This is a genomic window from Ruegeria sp. BG11, assembly GCF_056538565.1.
On sequence record NZ_JBQFTH010000002.1, the window covers coordinates 96,033 to 113,622 of the forward strand.

General features: G+C 57.3%; 17 protein-coding genes and 1 pseudogene. 12 read left to right on the forward strand and 6 right to left on the reverse strand.

All coding sequences use genetic code 11. The features are described 5' to 3' along the window. Window positions 1-124: 124 nt before the first annotated feature. On the forward strand, window positions 125-532 hold the full coding sequence (locus ACR0JF_RS04590; protein ID WP_170660515.1) for a c-type cytochrome: 408 nt from the start codon (window positions 125-127) through the stop codon (window positions 530-532). A 15-nt stretch (window positions 533-547) separates the two neighbouring features. Here the strand turns inward: ACR0JF_RS04590 and ACR0JF_RS04595 are convergent, their stop codons facing one another. Next, window positions 548-1,705, reverse strand: coding sequence for a cation:proton antiporter domain-containing protein (locus tag ACR0JF_RS04595; RefSeq protein ID WP_170660514.1), 1,158 nt, complete (start codon window positions 1,703-1,705; stop codon window positions 548-550). A 200-nt stretch (window positions 1,706-1,905) separates the two neighbouring features. Between ACR0JF_RS04595 and ACR0JF_RS04600 the strand changes: the two genes are divergently transcribed. From ACR0JF_RS04600 to ACR0JF_RS04610, 3 genes and pseudogenes are all read left to right on the forward strand, one after another. Continuing rightward, complete coding sequence (locus tag ACR0JF_RS04600; RefSeq protein ID WP_170660513.1) at window positions 1,906-2,355, forward strand: phasin family protein; 450 nt, start codon at window positions 1,906-1,908, stop codon at window positions 2,353-2,355. 57 nt (window positions 2,356-2,412) lie between these two features. After that, entirely contained in the window at window positions 2,413-2,820 is a 408-nt protein-coding gene (locus tag ACR0JF_RS04605; protein WP_170660512.1) for a universal stress protein, read from the forward strand. A 111-nt stretch (window positions 2,821-2,931) separates the two neighbouring features. Continuing rightward, a pseudogene (locus ACR0JF_RS04610) lies at window positions 2,932-3,483 on the forward strand (IS6 family transposase); the annotation flags it as partial. A 250-nt stretch (window positions 3,484-3,733) separates the two neighbouring features. Here ACR0JF_RS04610 and ACR0JF_RS04615 read toward each other — a convergent pair. Further along, on the reverse strand, window positions 3,734-4,132 hold the full coding sequence (locus ACR0JF_RS04615; protein ID WP_480668965.1) for a glutathione S-transferase N-terminal domain-containing protein: 399 nt from the start codon (window positions 4,130-4,132) through the stop codon (window positions 3,734-3,736). A 270-nt stretch (window positions 4,133-4,402) separates the two neighbouring features. Here ACR0JF_RS04615 and ACR0JF_RS04620 point away from each other — a divergent pair, with 270 nt between their 5' ends. The 4 genes from ACR0JF_RS04620 to ACR0JF_RS04635 all read left to right on the forward strand — a co-directional run bounded on the left by ACR0JF_RS04620 (window position 4,403) and on the right by ACR0JF_RS04635 (window position 8,566). Then, window positions 4,403-5,134 carry a sulfotransferase-like domain-containing protein gene (locus ACR0JF_RS04620; protein WP_170660511.1) on the forward strand — a complete coding sequence of 244 codons (732 nt, stop codon included), beginning with the start codon at window positions 4,403-4,405 and terminating at the stop codon, window positions 5,132-5,134. After that, window positions 5,131-6,057 carry an aminotransferase class IV gene (locus ACR0JF_RS04625; RefSeq protein ID WP_170660510.1) on the forward strand — a complete coding sequence of 309 codons (927 nt, stop codon included), beginning with the start codon at window positions 5,131-5,133 and terminating at the stop codon, window positions 6,055-6,057. Before ACR0JF_RS04620 ends, ACR0JF_RS04625 begins: the two co-directional genes overlap by 4 nt. 296 nt (window positions 6,058-6,353) lie before the next feature. Continuing rightward, window positions 6,354-7,280: an aldose epimerase family protein gene (locus tag ACR0JF_RS04630; protein WP_480668910.1), complete on the forward strand. Its 927-nt coding sequence runs from the start codon at window positions 6,354-6,356 to the stop codon at window positions 7,278-7,280. Between the two features lie 2 nt (window positions 7,281-7,282). Further along, window positions 7,283-8,566, forward strand: a complete 1,284-nt coding sequence (locus tag ACR0JF_RS04635) for a cytochrome c peroxidase (protein WP_170747505.1) — start codon at window positions 7,283-7,285, stop codon at window positions 8,564-8,566. Here the strand turns inward: ACR0JF_RS04635 and ACR0JF_RS04640 are convergent. Both ACR0JF_RS04640 and ACR0JF_RS04645 read right to left on the reverse strand, forming a co-directional pair. Then, window positions 8,560-10,071, reverse strand: coding sequence for a CRTAC1 family protein (locus tag ACR0JF_RS04640; protein ID WP_170660507.1), 1,512 nt, complete (start codon window positions 10,069-10,071; stop codon window positions 8,560-8,562). The genes ACR0JF_RS04635 and ACR0JF_RS04640 overlap by 7 nt on opposite strands. Continuing rightward, window positions 10,061-11,278, reverse strand: coding sequence for an ROK family transcriptional regulator (locus ACR0JF_RS04645; protein WP_170660506.1), 1,218 nt, complete (start codon window positions 11,276-11,278; stop codon window positions 10,061-10,063). The genes ACR0JF_RS04640 and ACR0JF_RS04645 overlap by 11 nt, the downstream gene beginning before the upstream one ends. A 153-nt stretch (window positions 11,279-11,431) precedes the next feature. Between ACR0JF_RS04645 and xylF the strand changes: the two genes are divergently transcribed. From xylF to xylA, 4 genes are all read left to right on the forward strand, one after another. Beyond that, complete coding sequence (xylF, locus tag ACR0JF_RS04650) at window positions 11,432-12,451, forward strand: D-xylose ABC transporter substrate-binding protein (protein WP_170660505.1); 1,020 nt, start codon at window positions 11,432-11,434, stop codon at window positions 12,449-12,451. A 66-nt stretch (window positions 12,452-12,517) separates the two neighbouring features. Beyond that, window positions 12,518-13,816, forward strand: a complete 1,299-nt coding sequence (locus ACR0JF_RS04655; RefSeq protein WP_170660504.1) for a sugar ABC transporter permease — start codon at window positions 12,518-12,520, stop codon at window positions 13,814-13,816. Then, window positions 13,816-14,613, forward strand: a complete 798-nt coding sequence (locus tag ACR0JF_RS04660; RefSeq protein WP_170470561.1) for an ATP-binding cassette domain-containing protein — start codon at window positions 13,816-13,818, stop codon at window positions 14,611-14,613. The genes ACR0JF_RS04655 and ACR0JF_RS04660 overlap by 1 nt, the downstream gene beginning before the upstream one ends. A gap of 9 nt (window positions 14,614-14,622) precedes the next feature. Next, window positions 14,623-15,930 carry a xylose isomerase gene (gene xylA / locus ACR0JF_RS04665; protein WP_170660503.1) on the forward strand — a complete coding sequence of 436 codons (1,308 nt, stop codon included), beginning with the start codon at window positions 14,623-14,625 and terminating at the stop codon, window positions 15,928-15,930. Window positions 15,931-16,012: 82 nt separating this feature from the next. Here xylA and ACR0JF_RS04670 read toward each other — a convergent pair whose 3' ends face one another. Together ACR0JF_RS04670 and ACR0JF_RS04675 are read right to left on the reverse strand one after the other, a co-directional pair. Beyond that, window positions 16,013-16,438, reverse strand: a complete 426-nt coding sequence (locus ACR0JF_RS04670) for a VOC family protein (protein ID WP_170660502.1) — start codon at window positions 16,436-16,438, stop codon at window positions 16,013-16,015. 111 nt (window positions 16,439-16,549) lie between these two features. Continuing rightward, on the reverse strand, window positions 16,550-17,590 hold the full coding sequence (locus tag ACR0JF_RS04675; RefSeq protein ID WP_170376212.1) for a TRAP transporter substrate-binding protein: 1,041 nt from the start codon (window positions 17,588-17,590) through the stop codon (window positions 16,550-16,552).

Below are 17,590 nucleotides of genomic sequence, written 5' to 3' on the forward strand. Positions count from 1 at the left end.
AAACGTTCTTCGACTGAAACGCCAATCTTCGCGCTTAAGAGTGCAACATGAGCAAGGTCAAAGAAGTTTCTTAAGGATGCGGTTTAATTTGATCTGCATCCAGGGCAGCAAATTGGAGGAGCATATGAAGATTGTTCACGGGATTTTACTGGCACTGTTCGTCACGGGACCTGCTTTAGCGCAGGACATCAGCGTCGATGAGGGACGTGATTTGTACCGGACGTATTGCTGGCAATGTCATGGTTTCGAAGCGACTGGAGACGGGCCGATGGCGGAAATGATGGCTATTCGAACGCCCGACCTTACCAAATTGGCAGGCCAAAACGACGGTGTTTTTCCAACAGATGGCATAGCTGAGCAGATTGATGGTCGTTCACAATTGCTCGCCCATGGGGGCGAAATGCCGATCTTTGGCGCGGTGTTTGAAACAGACCAACAAATCGCGGTGGCTTTGCCCAACGGGCAACGAATGATGGTTGGCCTGCCGTTGGCGAATTTGCTTGCCTTTTTGGACTCGATCCAAGCTGACTAGTCACGGGCCAACCTGCTAGTCCGTATCAGCCGTGCGTCTGATTGACATGAGAGTCAGTGGCGGCCCCAACACTTCGAAGGCCACAGTGCTGGCAAGAGTAAAGGCCATGATGGACGTGGCCCAATTCGGAAATTGCTCTCCGGCGACGAGGGCCATTCCTACCGCGACACCAGCCTGTGGCAACAGAGCGGGGCCGTACCAGCGGGTCTGATGGCGAGGCACGCCGCCCAGTCTCGCTCCGCAATACCCTCCGACAAGACGGGCCACGGCGCGTAAGATCAGGAAAAGAGCACCAGCCCAGCCCATCAAGCCGAAGGCTTCGATATCCAACGTGGCGCCAGCCAACAGGAAGAACAGGATCATGAATGGCCACTGAATGTGCTCGATCTCATGAAAAGCACGGTCGTGATGGCGGGCAAGATTCCCGATCACTGCGCCTGCAACCATGCCCGCTACCAAGAAGGAAACCTCCAGCCAAAGCGCGAGGCCCGCTGTAAGAAAAACTATGCCCACTGCTTCTGCCTGCATTGGCTCTCCCGGTTTCAAGCGGCCGGTCAGGTAAGCGGATGGCACACCTAGTGCGGTACCCAACAAAATAGCCCCTCCGAAATCCCACATCGCTGTGGTCGTGACGGTTGCCCAACCATCCGAATGACCGGCCAGAACCAGGGCGATACTGAATACGATCAGACCCCAAGCGTCATCAATTGCGACGACGCCCTTTAATGTCTCGGTGAAGCTGTTGGACACTCCAGATTGTTTGATCACGTCTGTCATGGCGGCCGGAGCCGTAGCCGTAGCAATTGCCGCCAGCACCAATGCCAACCCGAAGGGTACGCCGATTGCGGTCAATCCAGCAGACACGATAACAAGGGTTGCAACCACGATTGAAATCGAAATCGTCAGAATGGCTCGGCCGTGCCGAACCAGGTTCTCGCGGGTCAAAGATCCTCCAAGAAGGAACGCGACCATCGTCAAGGCCACGATGGAAATCTCGTCGAACCACATTGCAACGTCGAGTGGGATCAGCCCCATTCCGGCGTTTCCGGCGATCAGACCGAGGAAAAGTAAGGTTGTAACACGAGGAAGATGCGTGGCCCGGCCAAGTTGGTCAGCCGCCAATCCGGCAAGGAAGAGGACACCAAGGGTAATCAGAAAGCCGGCAATGTGCATAGAAAACCAAGCATTTAGTTCTTGTCTAAACTACTCTAACTCCAACACTGCCTTCTAGGAACCGATGTCGGAGAGAATGCGGGTGTCCCGTCGCAGCTTAGGCCGAAGACCTGAAAAATAAGGGATATTGATCTGTATTAAGGCGAAAGCATGCCGCAAGTGGCACAATAACTCATTCAGGAAATGAGGAGGAACTTTCGATGCCGACAAAGAAAACTAACACAAACAGCCCGACCTCACTGTTGGATGTTTTCAAGCAAATGCAGCCACCCATGTCTGGCAATCCGGCCTTCGGAGCCCAGATCGAACAATTTTGGGACGCGCAAGAAAAATTGCTCGAAGAAACAGAGGCCTTTGCACAGCATTGGTTCGAACGGCGCCATGAGGCGGTTCGGACGGCTTTGCAAGCTGCACGCAAAGTGTCTTCCGCGAACCCGTCCGATCCATCGAAAGCCTTTCAGAGCATGGCGGAATGGCAGCGCCATTCGGCTGAACGGTTGGTTGCAGACGCGCAGGAATGGTTCGAAACCGTTTCCCGTTGTGCATCTTATGTCGCTGAAACAGAAGCTGAAGCTGTTGAGAAAACAGTTGGTGATGTTGCAGCCGCTACAAAGAGCGCGGGCAAATCGTCGAAATCTGAGCCTGTGTAGGTTTCCTGCTGCCGAAATACCAAACTGAAATCAACTGAGCAGTAGATAGGAAGTCAAATGTACAAGAATATCCTGATCCCGGTTGCTCTGGACAAAGAACACGACACTCAAGCGTCGTTTGAGGCCGCGCGCCAATTGGCTGATGCCGACGCTGTTTTCACCGTTGTGCACGTCCAAGAACCTATTCCGGCATATGTGGGTTCTCAGATCCCAAGCGAAGTGCTTGCACATACGCGGCATGAGATATTGGAGAACCTGCATCTGACTGCCTCTGAAATTCCTGACGCGAAGGTACAGCTCATCTCTGGGCACGCGGGTAGGGCTATCGTTGACTTCGCAAATCAGAACGACGTTGATTGCATCGTCTTAGCTTCACACAAGCCAGGATTCGAGGACATATTTCTAGGTTCCACTGCGAACAGAGTCGTGCATCATGCCAAGTGTTCGGTTCACGTAATTCGGTGATCCAAAGCTAGCGATACGAGATTCTTTTGTAATGGCCCCTTACTTGCTGAACCAAAATAAAGGCTTGTCAGAGGAACTTGTCTTGAGTCGGGTAGGGGGCTTTTGTAGCCCATGCTCGTGAAAAGACGAGTTCCCTTCAAGTGTTTTAAGACCAGCCCAGAAATCATTCTCTTGGCGGTGATGCTACGTGTTTGGTTTCCTCTGTCGCTTAAAAATGTGGGAGACCTGATGCGTAAGCATGGCATCGAAGTCAGCCACAAGACCGTGCGGTAGTGGCGGAACTGGTTTAGCCCGATTTTCGCATCGGGAATTCGGATAAAACGGATCCAGCAGTTGCGGGCATACCCAAAATTGAAATGGCATGTCGACGAAGTGTTTGTTTAGATCAATGGAAAGCGGCTAGACCTGCGGAGCGTCGTTGATCACGAAAGAGAGGTGTTCGAAGCTGTCGTTACCAATCGCCGAACCAGGCGGAAAGCACAGAAATTAATAGAAGAATTTTGGAAACGCCATGTTGTTGCGGAGAATGTGGTCACGAATCCTTTGGTATCATATCGGGCTGCTCTTAGAGAACTTGGTGCCAAGGGAAAACAACAAACGGGTAGTTGTCTCCACAACCGCGTTGAGAATTCGCATCTTCCTTACCGACGACGTCAATCCGCTTGCCGCTACTTAAACTTGTCAATTTGCGTCGGGTTGGTTCTCCGGGCGCGCCTGATCAAAAGCGGTAAGGGACAGCGCGTGTTTTTCGATCTAGAGCAGTCGCGGAAAGCGCGTCATGTTCACCCCGCAGCGATGCGCGTTATAGAGCTGGAGGACAAAGCAGATATCGGCGAGGGTCGGGTTGTCTGCGAAACTGAAGCGAGTACCGCCGGGCAACAGCGCCTGGTAGGCGGCAAACCCCTCGGTCATCCTATGGTGGAACCAATCGGTCTGTCCGGCAGAGTCCATTCCCATTTGAGATTTGAGGTAGGTCATGACCCTCAGGTTGTTCACCGCGTGGATGTCCATCGCTATCGTGTGCGCGGCGGCTTGGACGCGCGCGCAGTTGAGGGTGGGCTGAAAGCAGCAGAGGTTCTGGCGCGATGGCCTCCAGATAGTCGATGATTGCAAGCGAATGGGTCAGGGCCGTGCCGTCCTCAAGAACCATGGTCGGAACACCCTTGCAAGGGTTGAGCGTGGTGTACCCGGGTTCGCTTTGCTCTCCGGCGACCAGATCGACCGGGCAGTAATCGTAGCTGAGGCCTTTGAGGTTCAAGGCGATGCGAACCCGGTACGAAGTTGTTGAGCGCCAGTAGGAATAGAGTTTCACGATATCATCCTGTCGTTGCTGCAACATTGTTTCATTCGAAACTAAGTTCAACCTGAAAACATGCGACGTGAAACTGGTATTTGCCTGAGGCCGATTTCTGGGTCCCTCCGAACTCTCGATGTTGACAAGATCGGGGTGTTGCTATGACAAGCAGAAGGGGTGTGCGTGAACTTGAAGTTGTGTCTTTATGTGACCGCAGAACATGCTAAAACTTCGTGCTTTCACGCGCCCACGATACTATCTGCCAACCCGATTGAGGGGTCTTGAAAAATGAACATAGCCTGCTGGTCTGGCCCCAGAAATCTGTCCACTGCGATGATGTATGCTTTTGGCGCGCGCGCCGATTGCGCTGTCTGGGATGAGCCGTTCTACGCGGCCTATCTGGCCGAGACCGGGTTGGATCACCCGATGGGCGAGAAGATCGTTGCTGCCGGCGAGACGGATCCGTTTCGGGTCGGGCAGGGTTGCGCAGCGCAGCCGCCCGAAGGCAAAGCGCATATCTACCAGAAACACATGACACAGCACATGGTTTGGGGCTTGGATCAGCCCTGGATGGATGGGTTGAAACATATCTTTCTGATCCGCCACCCCGCGCGCGTGCTGGCTAGCTATGCCGCAAAACGCGAAAACCCGACGCTTGAGGATATTGGTTTTGTGCAACAGGCCGAGATCTACAATCTGATCTGCGCTCGAACCGGGGCAGGGGTGATCGTCGACAGCTATGACATTCGTCAGGCGCCCGAACGGATGTTGCGAAAACTATGTGCGGCAATTGATCTGCCCTTTGACCCGGCCATGTTGTCTTGGCCTGCGGGCGGCCATCCCTCGGACGGCGTGTGGGCCAGCCACTGGTACGGGGCCGTACATGCCTCAACCGGTTTTGCGGGCGCTGAGGGGGCGCTCCCGACCTTGCCGCCCGCGCTTCAATCCATATGCGACGCGGCAATGCCGTATTATGAGCGGCTCAGGTCGGATGCGCTTGTTCTGGAAGGTGATGCATGACAACCGAACTCTCAACCCATGACGCGGAATACGATGCCCGCAACGAGGACCTGAAAATCTGGGTCGATGGCGTACTGGTTCACAAGGATGAAGCCAAGGTCTCGGTCTATGATTCCGGCTTCATGCTGGGCGACGGCATGTGGGAAGGGCTGCGGCTATATGATGGATGCTGGGCCTTTTTTGACGAACACATGGATCGGCTGTTTGACGGCTGCAAGGCCGTGTCTCTGGACATTGGCAAAACGCGTGAGGATATTCGCGAGATTCTGGACGCCACCGCTGCCGCCAATGGTGCGACAACCGATGCTCACGCGCGACTGATGATCACGCGCGGTCGCAAGGCCAAGCCGTTTCAGCATCCCAAGCTCTCGCGCTGGGGGCCGACGATTGTGGCCATCGTCGAACACTCCAAACCCGCCGAAGCGCTGACCGCGCGGGGGATACGTCTGGCGACCGTGCCACAGGTAAGGGGGTTGCCGACCAGCCAGGACGCGAAGTTCAACAGCCACTCCAAACTGAACTGTGTCATCGCCTGTTTGCAGGCGGAACAGGCAGGCGCGGATGAGGGGCTGATGCTGGACCCTCATGGGTTTGTGAACACCACCAACGCCTGCAATTTCTTTATCGTGCGCAAGGGCGAGGTTTGGACCTCGACCGGGGACTACTGCATGAACGGGGTGACACGGCAGAAGGTGATCGACCTGTGCCGCGCCAATGACATACCGGTTTTAGAAAAGAACTACTCACTCTACGAGGCCTACGGTGCGGATGAGGCGTTTCTGACCGGCACCTTCGGCGCGCAAACCCCAGTGGCCGAGATCGACGGCAAACAGATCGGAGAGGGCAAGGCCGGCCCGATGACATTGCGCATCCGTGCACTGTACAAGGATTTGGTCGCCCGGAACGTGGCCGCGCAAACGTGATCCTTGGCAAATCAGTGGGGTCGCGATCGCGCTGCTTGGGTTGTTCCGCCTCTAGGAAAAAAGAGCCATGAAGTGCAGGTGAGAAAAGCGACTTTCATCTGGTTTCGGCGTTTGACAACGCTTATGATAGCGCTAACTTGGGGCGGTGTGTGGGCGCGTGATCGCCATTCAGGCTTGGGCTCTAGGGCATCCGTGAGGCTGGGACCTGTTCGGCGGTCTTACGAGCGCAGTAACTTGGGCCGGTCTTCAAGACTGCCACTGGATAGGGCCAGAGATGTCGTGGCCTGCTGGCGAAAATGGGGGCGGATTTGCAGATCGAACTGGTGCGGTTGCAAGACAAAAACATGTCCTTAAGCCTTCTGAACTATGGCGCAATCACCCAAGGGTGGTGGATTGGTGATACGTCGTTGATCCTCGGCTATGACGATCCTCGGGCCTATCTGCGCGATCCCTTCTATCACGGGGCAATTGTCGGGCGGGTCGCGAACAGGATCAAGGGCGCAGGCTTTGATCTTGCGGGTGCGCGATACCGGCTGGACCCGAACGAGGGCGCCAACACACTGCATGGCGGGGCCGAGGGCCTGTCCCGCCAAATCTGGACACTGCGGAAGCTCTCGGATCGTGAGGCGGTGATGACTTACCTCTCCCCCGATGGCGAAAGCGGCTTTCCGGGCGAGGTTAGGTTCGAGTTGCGCGTCTCGCTCAGTTTTCCCAATCTGACCTATACCGTTACGGCCCAGCCGGATCGGCCAACGCCGATCAGCATTGCGCAACATAACTACTATACACTTGGCAGTCCTGCAGGCGTTGAAGATTTCAGCCTCCGAATAGATGCCGGGCATGTGCTGGGGACCGATGCGCAGGGTGTGCCGACCGGCAACCTTGAAGACGTACGGAACTCAGCGCTGGATTTCAGGACGCCGGGTCGCCCGGGCAAAAACATCGATCATTTCTACGTGTTCGACAACGACCGCAACACGCAGCAGCCAATCGCCACTATTGACGCCGTAAATGGGCTGGGATTGCACATATTCTCGGATCAGGCAGGGGCGCAGGTCTATTCTGCTGGTTCACTGGGGGCACCGTTTCACGTAGGCGCCGGTCTGTGCGTTGAGCCATCCGGCTACCCCAACGCGCCCAACATCAGCGGGTTCCCCAGCATGGTTTTTTCACCTGAGCGGCCCTATCATCAGACACTTACACTCAAACTTACAGGGACCTAGGCATGAGGGTATTTTCGGCGATTGGAATGATGGGATTGGCCTCGGCCGCACAAGCGCTAGAGCTTGGCCCACCTCCCGAATTCGCGGAACCCGATCTGGCCGTTGTCGAGCTGGGGCAGTTGCTGTTCTACGATCCGATCCTGTCGGGAAATCGCAACATCAGCTGCGGGTCGTGTCACCATCCGCGTCTGGGCACGTCCGACGGGTTGTCGCTGGGCGTTGGTGAGGGTGGCATCGGGCTGGGAGTGAAACGTGCGTTGGACCCCGAAAACCACCCGGAACAGCGCATTCCCCGCAACTCTCCGGCCTTGTGGAACCTTGGTGCGGACGAGTTCACGGTCTTCTTCCATGACGGGCGGCTTGAAGCTGACGCGAGCCGCCCCAACGGCATTCGCACTCCGCTGGGAACGCATATGCGGCCGGGGTTCAAATCCGCCCTCGCGGCGCAGGCTATGTTTCCGGTGCTGTCGCCGGACGAGATGGCTGGGCATTATTCCGAGAATGAAATCAGCAAAGCGGTGCGTATGGGTCTGCTGACGCAAGAGGGCGGGGCCTGGGACCTGATCGCCGCGCGTGTCGCAGCCATTCCCGAATATCAGACACGGTTCGAAGACGTTCTGCCGGGGGAGGAGATCACCTTTACGACGATTGCCAACGTCATTGCTGATTTCATCGCCTTCGAATGGCGGGCGGACAACAGCCTGTTTGATCAGGCGATGCGCGGAGAGGCCGAGCTGCTGCCGGAGGCACAGGCCGGGTTGGATCTGTTTTACGGCGAGGCGGGGTGTAGTTCCTGCCATTCGGGATGGCTCCAGACGGACCATAGCTTCCACGCCATCGCCATGCCTCAGATCGGGCCGGGCAAAGGTGCGCGGTTCGAAAGTCACGCGCGCGACGATGGTCGCATGCGGGTGACCGGTGAGGCCGACGATGCCTTTGCATTCCGTACGCCGTCACTGCGCAATGTGACCCTGACCGCCCCTTATGGCCATAGCGGTGCCTATGCCGAGTTGGAGGATGTGGTGCGTCACCACCTTGATCCAGTAGGGTCGTTGCAGCGGTATTCGCTGGAAAAAGCACGCCTTCCCGCATTTCCGGGCGCCGATGATCAGCGGGCCTTGATTGAGACGACCGAAGCTATTGCTGCTGCCAATAGCCTGGACCCGATTGCGCTGAGCGATGATGAGGTCAACGCGATCCTCAGTTTTCTCAACACTCTTGAAGACCCGGCCCTGAGGCTTGGTGTTCCCGAAACTGTTCCCAGCGGGCTGCCTGTGGATCAGTGACGGAGGCGGATGATCTGGTTGGCGTCATACGCCTGCCAGTCGCTTGTGGAACCATCCGGCCAAATCATCCGCAGCTCGATCGCCTTGGCCGATCCCAAGCCGAAATGATGCAGGCCTGAAGCCCCCCCGGCATGGCCTCCGCCAATGGTGATTTCGCGGGTCTGCAGGCCGGACGGTGTTCGCATCTCGATAAACCCACCGACCGCAAAACGGTTGGAGGTACTCTGAGAGACATCGACAAGCACCCAATTTCCGGAGGTGGTTGTGTTCTGGTGAACCTCTAACGGCGCGCCTCGGTTGACGACGACCAAATCCAATTGGCCATCATTGTTCAGATCAACCAAAGCGCCGCCCCGTGACTTGGCCATCGAGGCCACGCCCGCCTCGGCGGCGGCTTCGACAAAGGACCCATCAGGCTGTTGCAGTATCAGATTATTCGGGTCGTTCAAGGCCGCGACCGGCATCTGTTCGACATTGCCTTTGGTCACGAAAATATCGTCCAGCCCATCATTGTTGGCGTCTCCGAATTGCGCATGCCATCCGGTCGAAGGTCGCCCATCGTCGCCAACATGCGGTCTGTGTGCAGTGGTGCCTTTCTCATAAGTCGCATCGCGCCAGGTGGGGCTGTCCTCGGAGGAATCAAACACCTGAAACTTCTGGTCGCCCATCGACGTCAGGTAGACATCGGAGAACCCGTCCCCCGTCAGATCGCGCGAGGCGATCCCCATCCCCCAGATCGAATAGGGCAGCCATCCGTCGTCCTCGGTGTACAGCCGCGGTTCAGCCTCCATCGCCCAGAGCTGCTCCTGCCCGCCGCGCACGTAGTAGTGGCGATCATTGCTGACCCGCAGATCTGCCCGACCCGTGCGCGCCCAGTCGGAAAACAAGATCGACAGAGAGCAATAGCCCGGCTCCAGTGGCACCGGCGCGCCGTAACCTGATCCTTCGGGACGATAGAGGAGCGTCGGACCGCAGGTCTCGAACGGCCCCTCAGGGTCAAAACGGTCGACATAGGCTCCGAAGGCCAGCGTTGGCAGCGTCTCGCCGTCTTCCCACGTGGCCGAGAAACCGGTGGTCCAATGATCATCCGACTGGAAGTTCAGATCGGAAAAGGGCGCAAACTGGCAGTCGGGCAGGCCTTGCAGCAAAAGGTCCTCACCAACCCTCAGAACCGCCAAATCCTGAAAGCCGTCGCCGTCGATATCCAATGGATAGGCCCCGGTCACAGCGGTCAGGGACAGGGCCTCTGGCGTGTCGACACGGAAAGACAGGTCGCCGTCCGAAGTGTTGCGAAACAGTTGGGACGGGTTTGATCCACCCGCGGCGAAAAGGTCGGGCAGGCTATCGCCGTTGCAGTCGAACACTGCAACGCCTCCGCCCACGAAATGTTCCCAACCGCCGTCATATACATGTTCGGCAACCTCGATCTGCTGAAAGCTTGGTACGGGCTGATCGGCCGCAACAGCTGTGGTGCTTGCCAGTAGGAGGGCGCATTCACGATGCATGAGCCGGCATCTCTCGTATCTTCAAGGTTGAGACCTGCTCGATGGCATAGGCAATGGCGCCTTTGGCCCACATGGTGTCATCCCACTGGTTGACCTTGATGTCGGGCAGGGGGGCATCGACGTGGACCACCCCCTTACGTATCCGCTCCATCACGCTGTCGGAATAGAGGTGCTGAAAACTGACCTGACTGCCCGAGATGATGATACATTCGGGATCGAACAGGTTGATCAGGTTCGAAACACCCATTCCAAATATTTGCCCCGCCCGATCCAGCACGGACAAGGCATGTTGATCACCGGACTGCGCGTTGTCATGCAGATCGGCAATGGTGATCTGGTCGCGATCCTGACCGGCAATCGAGGCCTCTCGGATCAGCGCGTATTCCCCGACATAGGCTTCAAGACATCCGTGCTGACCGCATTGGCAGAGCGCGCCATCCAGTTGCACCTTAGTATGGCCAAATTCGGCACCGCATCCGCGCTCGCCCCTGTAGAGCTTGCCACCCAGCACGATCCCAAGACCGACGCCGTGTTCTATCGTGATGACAAGGAAGTTCCGCAGACCTTTGCCCAGCCCGAACAATTGTTCCGCCTTTGCAACAAGATTGGCGTCGTTTTCAATGAAGACAGGACAATCAACCTCTTGCTGTAGAAGCGGGCCAAGGGGCACGTTCCGTTCCGAGATCGAAGAGGACCAATGGACAAAGTTATGCTCGGCATCAATCAGGCCCGCGATCCCGATCGAGACCCCTGCGATATCCGACATCGAAACGGACGCAGCCGCGCAGGCGCTTTCCAGCGCCTTTCGGATGGTTCGGGCAAAGTCGAGCGGCGTCATGCAGGCTTCGACCAGCGGATATTTGATCGACGCAATCTCGAGCCCTTCAAAATCTGCGATCAGAACCGAGACATAGTGGCGTGTGACCTTGAACCCCGCGATCAGCAATGATCCACCGTTCAGCTTGAGCAATACACGGGGCCGCCCGCGCCGTGGGGACCCGGACTGCGGGTCGCCTTCAACCTCGTGGATCAGCCCCGCAGACAACAGGTCTGCCGTTGCGGTGGTGACGGTGGCGGGGCTGGTCTGCAAAGCACCCGCAATATCAATGCGCGAGATCGCCCCCTTGCGGCGGATATGCTCCAGCACGCGCAGCCGTGTTACGTTCCGCTGCTCGGTAGAGATAGAAGAGGCTTTGTTTTTCAGCATCTTGCCCTCGCGAATCCCGTCTTGGCATTCACCTTAGTCAGATTCTTATGTTAGCGATAGCATAAATATTTTGCCGACTGAAATAAATGTGCTACTCAGGTAGGTGAAGTCCTCGAATCACTTCGAAGGGACTCGAACAACCGGGAGGAAAGCATGAAGAAATTCCTAAGCATTTCAGTTGCGGCTGCTCTGATGAGCACAGCTGCCTTTGCTGAAACTGTCGTTGGCGTCAGCTGGTCGAACTTTCAGGAAGAGCGTTGGAAGACTGACGAGGCCGCGATCAAATCCGCGCTTGAGGCGGGTGGGGCCGAGTATATCTCTGCCGACGCGCAGTCATCTTCTGCCAAGCAGCTGGCGGACATTGAAAGCCTGATCGCCCAGGGTGTGGACGCGTTGATCATCCTCGCGCAAGACTCGCAGGCGATTGGCCCGGCGGTTCAGGCCGCCGCGGACGAGGGTATCCCGGTTATCGCATATGACCGCCTGATCGAAGATGACCGTGCATTCTACCTGACCTTCGACAACGTCGAAGTTGGCCGCATGCAGGCCCGCGCCGTGTTCGAAGCGATGCCCAAGGGCAACTACGTTATGATCAAGGGCTCTCCGACCGATCCTAACGCAGACTTCCTGCGCGGTGGTCAGCAAGAGATCATTCAGGCCGCGGTCGACAGCGGTGATGTTGTGATCGTCGGCGAAGCCTACACCGATGGCTGGCTGCCCGCGAACGCACAGCGCAACATGGAGCAGATCCTGACGGCGAACGAAAACAACGTGGACGCCGTGGTCGCCTCGAATGATGGTACTGCCGGTGGTGTTGTTGCTGCGCTGACGGCTCAGGGCATGGAAGGTATCCCGGTCTCGGGTCAGGACGGTGACCATGCCGCTCTGAACCGTGTTGCGCTGGGCACCCAAACTGTCTCCGTCTGGAAAGACGCGCGTGAGCTGGGCAAAGCCGCAGGCGAGATCGCAGTCGCGCTGAGCGGAGGCACCGCCGCTGCGGATGTTGATGGCGCGGTAAGCTGGACATCGCCCGGTGGCACCGAGATGACTTCGGTCTTCCTGGCACCGGTTCCGATCACAAAAGACAACCTCTCGGTTGTTGTAGATGCAGGCTGGATTCCGCTGGAAGACCTGTGCCAGGGCGTAGAAAACGGCCCAGCCCCCTGTAACTAAACTACTATAATTCCCGGCCTGCGTAGGCGGGCCGGGATCCCAATCGCTGAACATGAAAGATCGGATATGACCGAAACTTCGTCTCAGCCGGTACCCCAGAAAAGCAAGCAAAACTTGTTCCAGCAGCTTGAGCTGGATATGCGGCTATTGGGTATGATCGGCGCGTTTATCATCCTTTGCATCGGGTTCAATATCGTAACGGATGGGCGTTTTCTGACCCCTCGCAACCTGTTCAACCTGTCCATTCAGACCGTATCGGTTGCGATCATGGCCTGTGGCATGGTGTTCATCATCGTGATGCGCCACATCGACCTTTCTGTCGGCGCTTTGCTGGCGACGACATCCGCCGTGATGGCCATGACCCAAACCGAGCTTTTGCCGAACATGCTGGGCATGGGCCTGAACAACCCGGCCACTTGGGCGATCACTCTGGTCGTTGGGCTTGCGGTTGGAACCCTTATCGGGGCCTTTCAAGGCTGGATGATAGGGTACCTGACAATTCCCGCCTTCATCGTGACCCTCGGTGGGTTTCTGGTTTGGCGCAACGTCGCCTGGTACATGACTGATGGCCAGACCATTGGCCCGCTGGATAGCACATTCCTGATGTTCGGCGGCACCAACGGAACGCTTGGCACCACGGCCAGCCTTTTGTTCGGCTTTGCCGCCACAGCCGCCGCGATCTGGGCGCTGTGGAGTGCGCGCCGGTCCAAGGCCGCACATGGTTTCCCGGTCAAACCCGTCTGGGCTGAAACAACGCTGGCCGGGATCATCGGCATCGCGATCATGGGCTATGTCTTCATCGTCAACAGCTACGCCATCCCGACCCGTCGGCTCGAGCGTATGTTCGAAGCGCGTGGTGAGATCATGCCCGAGGGTCTGGTCGTCGGCTACGGCATTCCGATCTCGGTTCTGATCCTGATCCTGGTGGCCGTCACACTGACCGTCGTGGCCCGCAAGACCCGGTTCGGTCGCTACATTTTTGCAACTGGCGGCAACCCCGACGCGGCTGAGCTTTCTGGCATCAACACCCGTATGATGACCGTTAAGATCTTTGCCTTGATGGGTTTCCTGTGTGCACTGTCCGCTGTTGTGGCTTCGGCCCGTCTGGCCAACCACTCGAACGACATTGGTACGCTGGATGAGCTTCGTGTTATTGCTGCAGCCGTCATCGGTGGGACAGCCCTGTCCGGTGGTCTGGGGACGATCTATGGCGCGATCCTTGGTGCCCTGATCATGCAGGCGCTGCAATCGGGGATGGCCATGGTCGGTGTGGATGCTCCGTTCCAGAACATCGTCGTCGGTGCTGTGCTCGTCCTGGCTGTCTATATCGACATCGTCTATCGCAAACGTCTGGGAGCGAAATGATGCAAGCTGAAGAAACGCAGAACACAAATTCGGGTCGCGGCTCTGGCAAGCCGCCTCTGGTCGAAATGAACGACATCTCGATTTCCTTCGGGGGCATCAAGGCGGTGGATCACGTGTCGGTCGACCTCTACCCCGGCGAAGTTGTGGGCCTACTGGGCCATAACGGGGCAGGGAAGTCTACACTGATCAAGGTCCTGTCTGGCGCCTACCAGATGGACAGCGGCGAGATCCGGATCGACGGTGAAAAGGTCGAGATCAACAACCCTCGGGACGCGCGGGCCAACAATATCGAGACGATCTATCAGACGCTCGCTTTGGCCGATAACCTCGACGCCAGCTCGAATCTGTTTCTCGGGCGCGAGATGGTGACACCGATGGGCTTGGTCAACGACGCCGCGATGGAGGCCGAATGTCGTAAGATCATGGGTCAGCTAAACCCGAACTTCCAGAAGTTCAATGACCCTGTCTCGGCCTTGTCAGGCGGTCAGCGCCAATCGGTCGCAATTGCCCGGGCGGTGTATTTCAACGCGCGTATCCTGATCATGGATGAACCGACAGCCGCATTGGGTCCGCATGAGACCCAGATGGTTGCGGAACTGATCCAGAAGCTCAAGGCGCAGGGGATCGGGATTTTCCTGATCGACCATGATGTGCATGCTGTTATGGAGCTTTGTGATCGAGCTTCGGTCATGAAGAACGGTCAATTGGTAGGAACCGTCGACATCCCCGATGTCACCGATGATGACCTGCTTTCGATGATCATTCTGGGCAAAAAGCCCGGCGAAAAGACTGAGTGAGGGAAGACAATGGCGAGTGGTTTCTTTCAAGAGATCGAAAAGATCCGGTACGAGGGCGAAGACAGCAAGAACCCGCTCGCCTTTCGTCACTACAATCCGGACGAGGTCATCATGGACAAGCGCATGGAGGATCACCTGCGTTTCGCCGTCGCGTGGTGGCACTCATTCGCATGGGAAGGGGGCGACCCGTTTGGTGGCACGACGCTTGAGCGCCCCTGGCATCCGCAGGACGATATGGGCCGTGCCAAGATGAAGGCCGACATCGCGTTCGAGATGTTCGATATTCTCGGGCAGCCCTATTTCTGTTGGCACGATGCGGATATCCGGCCCGAACAGGGCAACTATGCGGATAACCTGAGAACTCTGGAAGAGATCACTGACTATATCGGTGAGAAGATGCAAGTTTCGGGCACCAAGCTGCTTTGGGGAACTGCCAATATGTTCAGCCATCGCCGCTGGATGGGTGGGGCGAGCACGAACCCTGATCCGGACGTGTTTGCCTTTGCGGCTGCAACGGTGAAATCCTGCATCGACGCGACCCACAAGCTGGATGGTGAGAACTACGTGCTATGGGGCGGGCGCGAAGGCTATGAGACGCTGCTCAACACCGATATGGGAGCCGAGCTTGATCACATGGGCCGGTTCCTGAACATGGTGGTCGAGTACAAGCACAAGATCGGCTTTAAGGGTACCATTCTGGTCGAACCCAAGCCACAGGAGCCGTCCAAGCATCAGTATGACTACGATGCGGCCACCTGCATCGGTTTCCTTCGCAAGTATGGCCTTGAGGATGAGGTTAAGCTGAACCTCGAACAAGGGCACGCCATTCTGGCTGGTCACAGCTTCGAGCACGAGATCGCAACTGCGACGGCCGAAGGCATGCTGGGTTCCATCGACATGAACCGCAATGACTATCAGTCGGGTTGGGATACGGACCAGTTTCCCAATAACACGCCCGAGGTTGCCTTGGCCTACTATCACATCTTGAAGGCCGGAGGCTTCACCACTGGCGGTACCAATTTCGACGCGAAGATCCGCCGTCAGTCGATCGACGCCGAGGATCTGATCGCCGCGCATGTGGGTGGTATGGATATCTGCGCGCGCGGTTTGAAAGCGGCCGCTGCCATGATCGAAGATGGCGGGCTAGACGCCGCGCTAGAGGACAGGTACGCGGGCTGGTCGACGGAAGCCGCACAATCCATGCTGTCCTCTGGTCTGGATGAGATCACGGCCCGCGTCCTAGCCGAGGATGTCAACCCGCCGCCTCGCTCTGGTCGGCAGGAAATTCTCGAGAACTACGTCAACAGGTTCGTCTGAACCGCTACGCTTGGGTGGGCTTCCCGCCCGACAACTCTTTCAAAGGCCCGCTGCACGACCTGAGTGCGCGGGCCTTTTGCGCTTAGTCGCTCTGAACGACCTGTTGATGAACTTCGATCACGTTGCCCTCAGGGTCTTGAAAGAACACCTGATGCCATTCTTTCGCGAAGGTGGTGCCGTAGTCGGAATAGGGGATGCCTCGCTCGTCCAGCAGCTTCAGGAACGTGGGCAGGTCATCGGTGCGAAAGGCGATATGGCCGCGTTCTACTGGGTTGATCACCTGACCGTTTTTGAAGGCGACGTCAAAGGCGCGTTCGGCCAGATGCATCTGCATATGGCCCTCGGTCGCAAAGCGGATCTTGCCGTCATAACCGCTGTCCTCATCGGCCTCAGTCCGTGGGAAATTGTCCTGCGGGATGTCATCCAGCCCCAGCACGTTGGTGTAGAAATCGTGCATGCGATCAACATCATCGGCGACGAAGTTGATGTGATGGAATTCCAGTTTCATGCTCTGCCCTTGCCCTGAACCTTCGGTGTCTCAGGACCTCTAGCATGTCGGTTCGTTTCTGTGGATGGCAAATTGGCAAGGCGACCCCTTTGCGCGGGGTCGCCCGTTTGTTTATTCGAAGTTGTAGGGCACGCCAGCCTGATTGATGACGCTGTTATACTCTTGGAAGATGCCGATGATCTTCTGGTGGACTTCGCCTTCCTGAGCAATCTCGTCCCAGAACTCCTTGGCCGCGTTCTCCACCTCGGCCCATTCGCCGGGTGGAACCGAGCGCAGCTCCAGCTTGTCACCATTGGCCCGCAGCGCCGCTTCGCCACCCCAGTACCACTGGTTCCGATAGGTGTGCCCGGCTTCGATCCCGGCCATCACGACAGATTTCAGGTGATCCGGCAGCTCGTTCCAACGCTCTTGGTTGGCGAACCACGATCCGATCCACGCGCCCGAGATGTTGTTGGTCAGGAAGTAGTCGGTCACATCAGCCCAGCCGACCGTGTAATCCTCGGTGATACCAGACCATGCCATGCCATCCAACTCACCCGTCTGAACGGCCACTTCGGCGTCTTCATAGGGGATGTTCACCGGAACCACGCCGAACTTGGCAAGGAAGCGACCAGCGGTCGGGAAGGTATAGAGCTTCAAACCATCCAGGTCAGCGACCGAGGTGATCTCCTTTTTAGTGTTGAAGTTGCACGGGTCCTGACCTGCGGCGGACAGCCATTGCACACCGACCTTGGCGTATTCGTCCCGCCAGATATCGGCCAGACCGTACTGGTTGAACAGGACAGGAACGTCGAGGATGTGCTTGGTTGCGAAGGGGAAATACCCTCCGAACACGCGCAGCGGCGTGGGCGAGGCCATCGAGTCATCGTCCGAATGCACACCGTCGATAGTGCCGCGCTGAAGCGCCTGGAACAGCTCTCCGGTGGGGACGATCTGGTCGGCATAGAACAGCTCGATCTCAAGCTCACCATTGGCGTTGGCGTTGATGTAGTCGATGGCCGGTTTGGTCACATGCTCACCCAACGCACCCCCTGCGTAGGTCTGAAAGCGCCATTTGATCGGGGCCTGCGCTTTGACGATTGCGGGCGCTGCCAGCGTCGCAGGCGCGGCCAAAGCTGCAGTGCGTAAAAATCTGCGTCTTGTTGTGGTCAT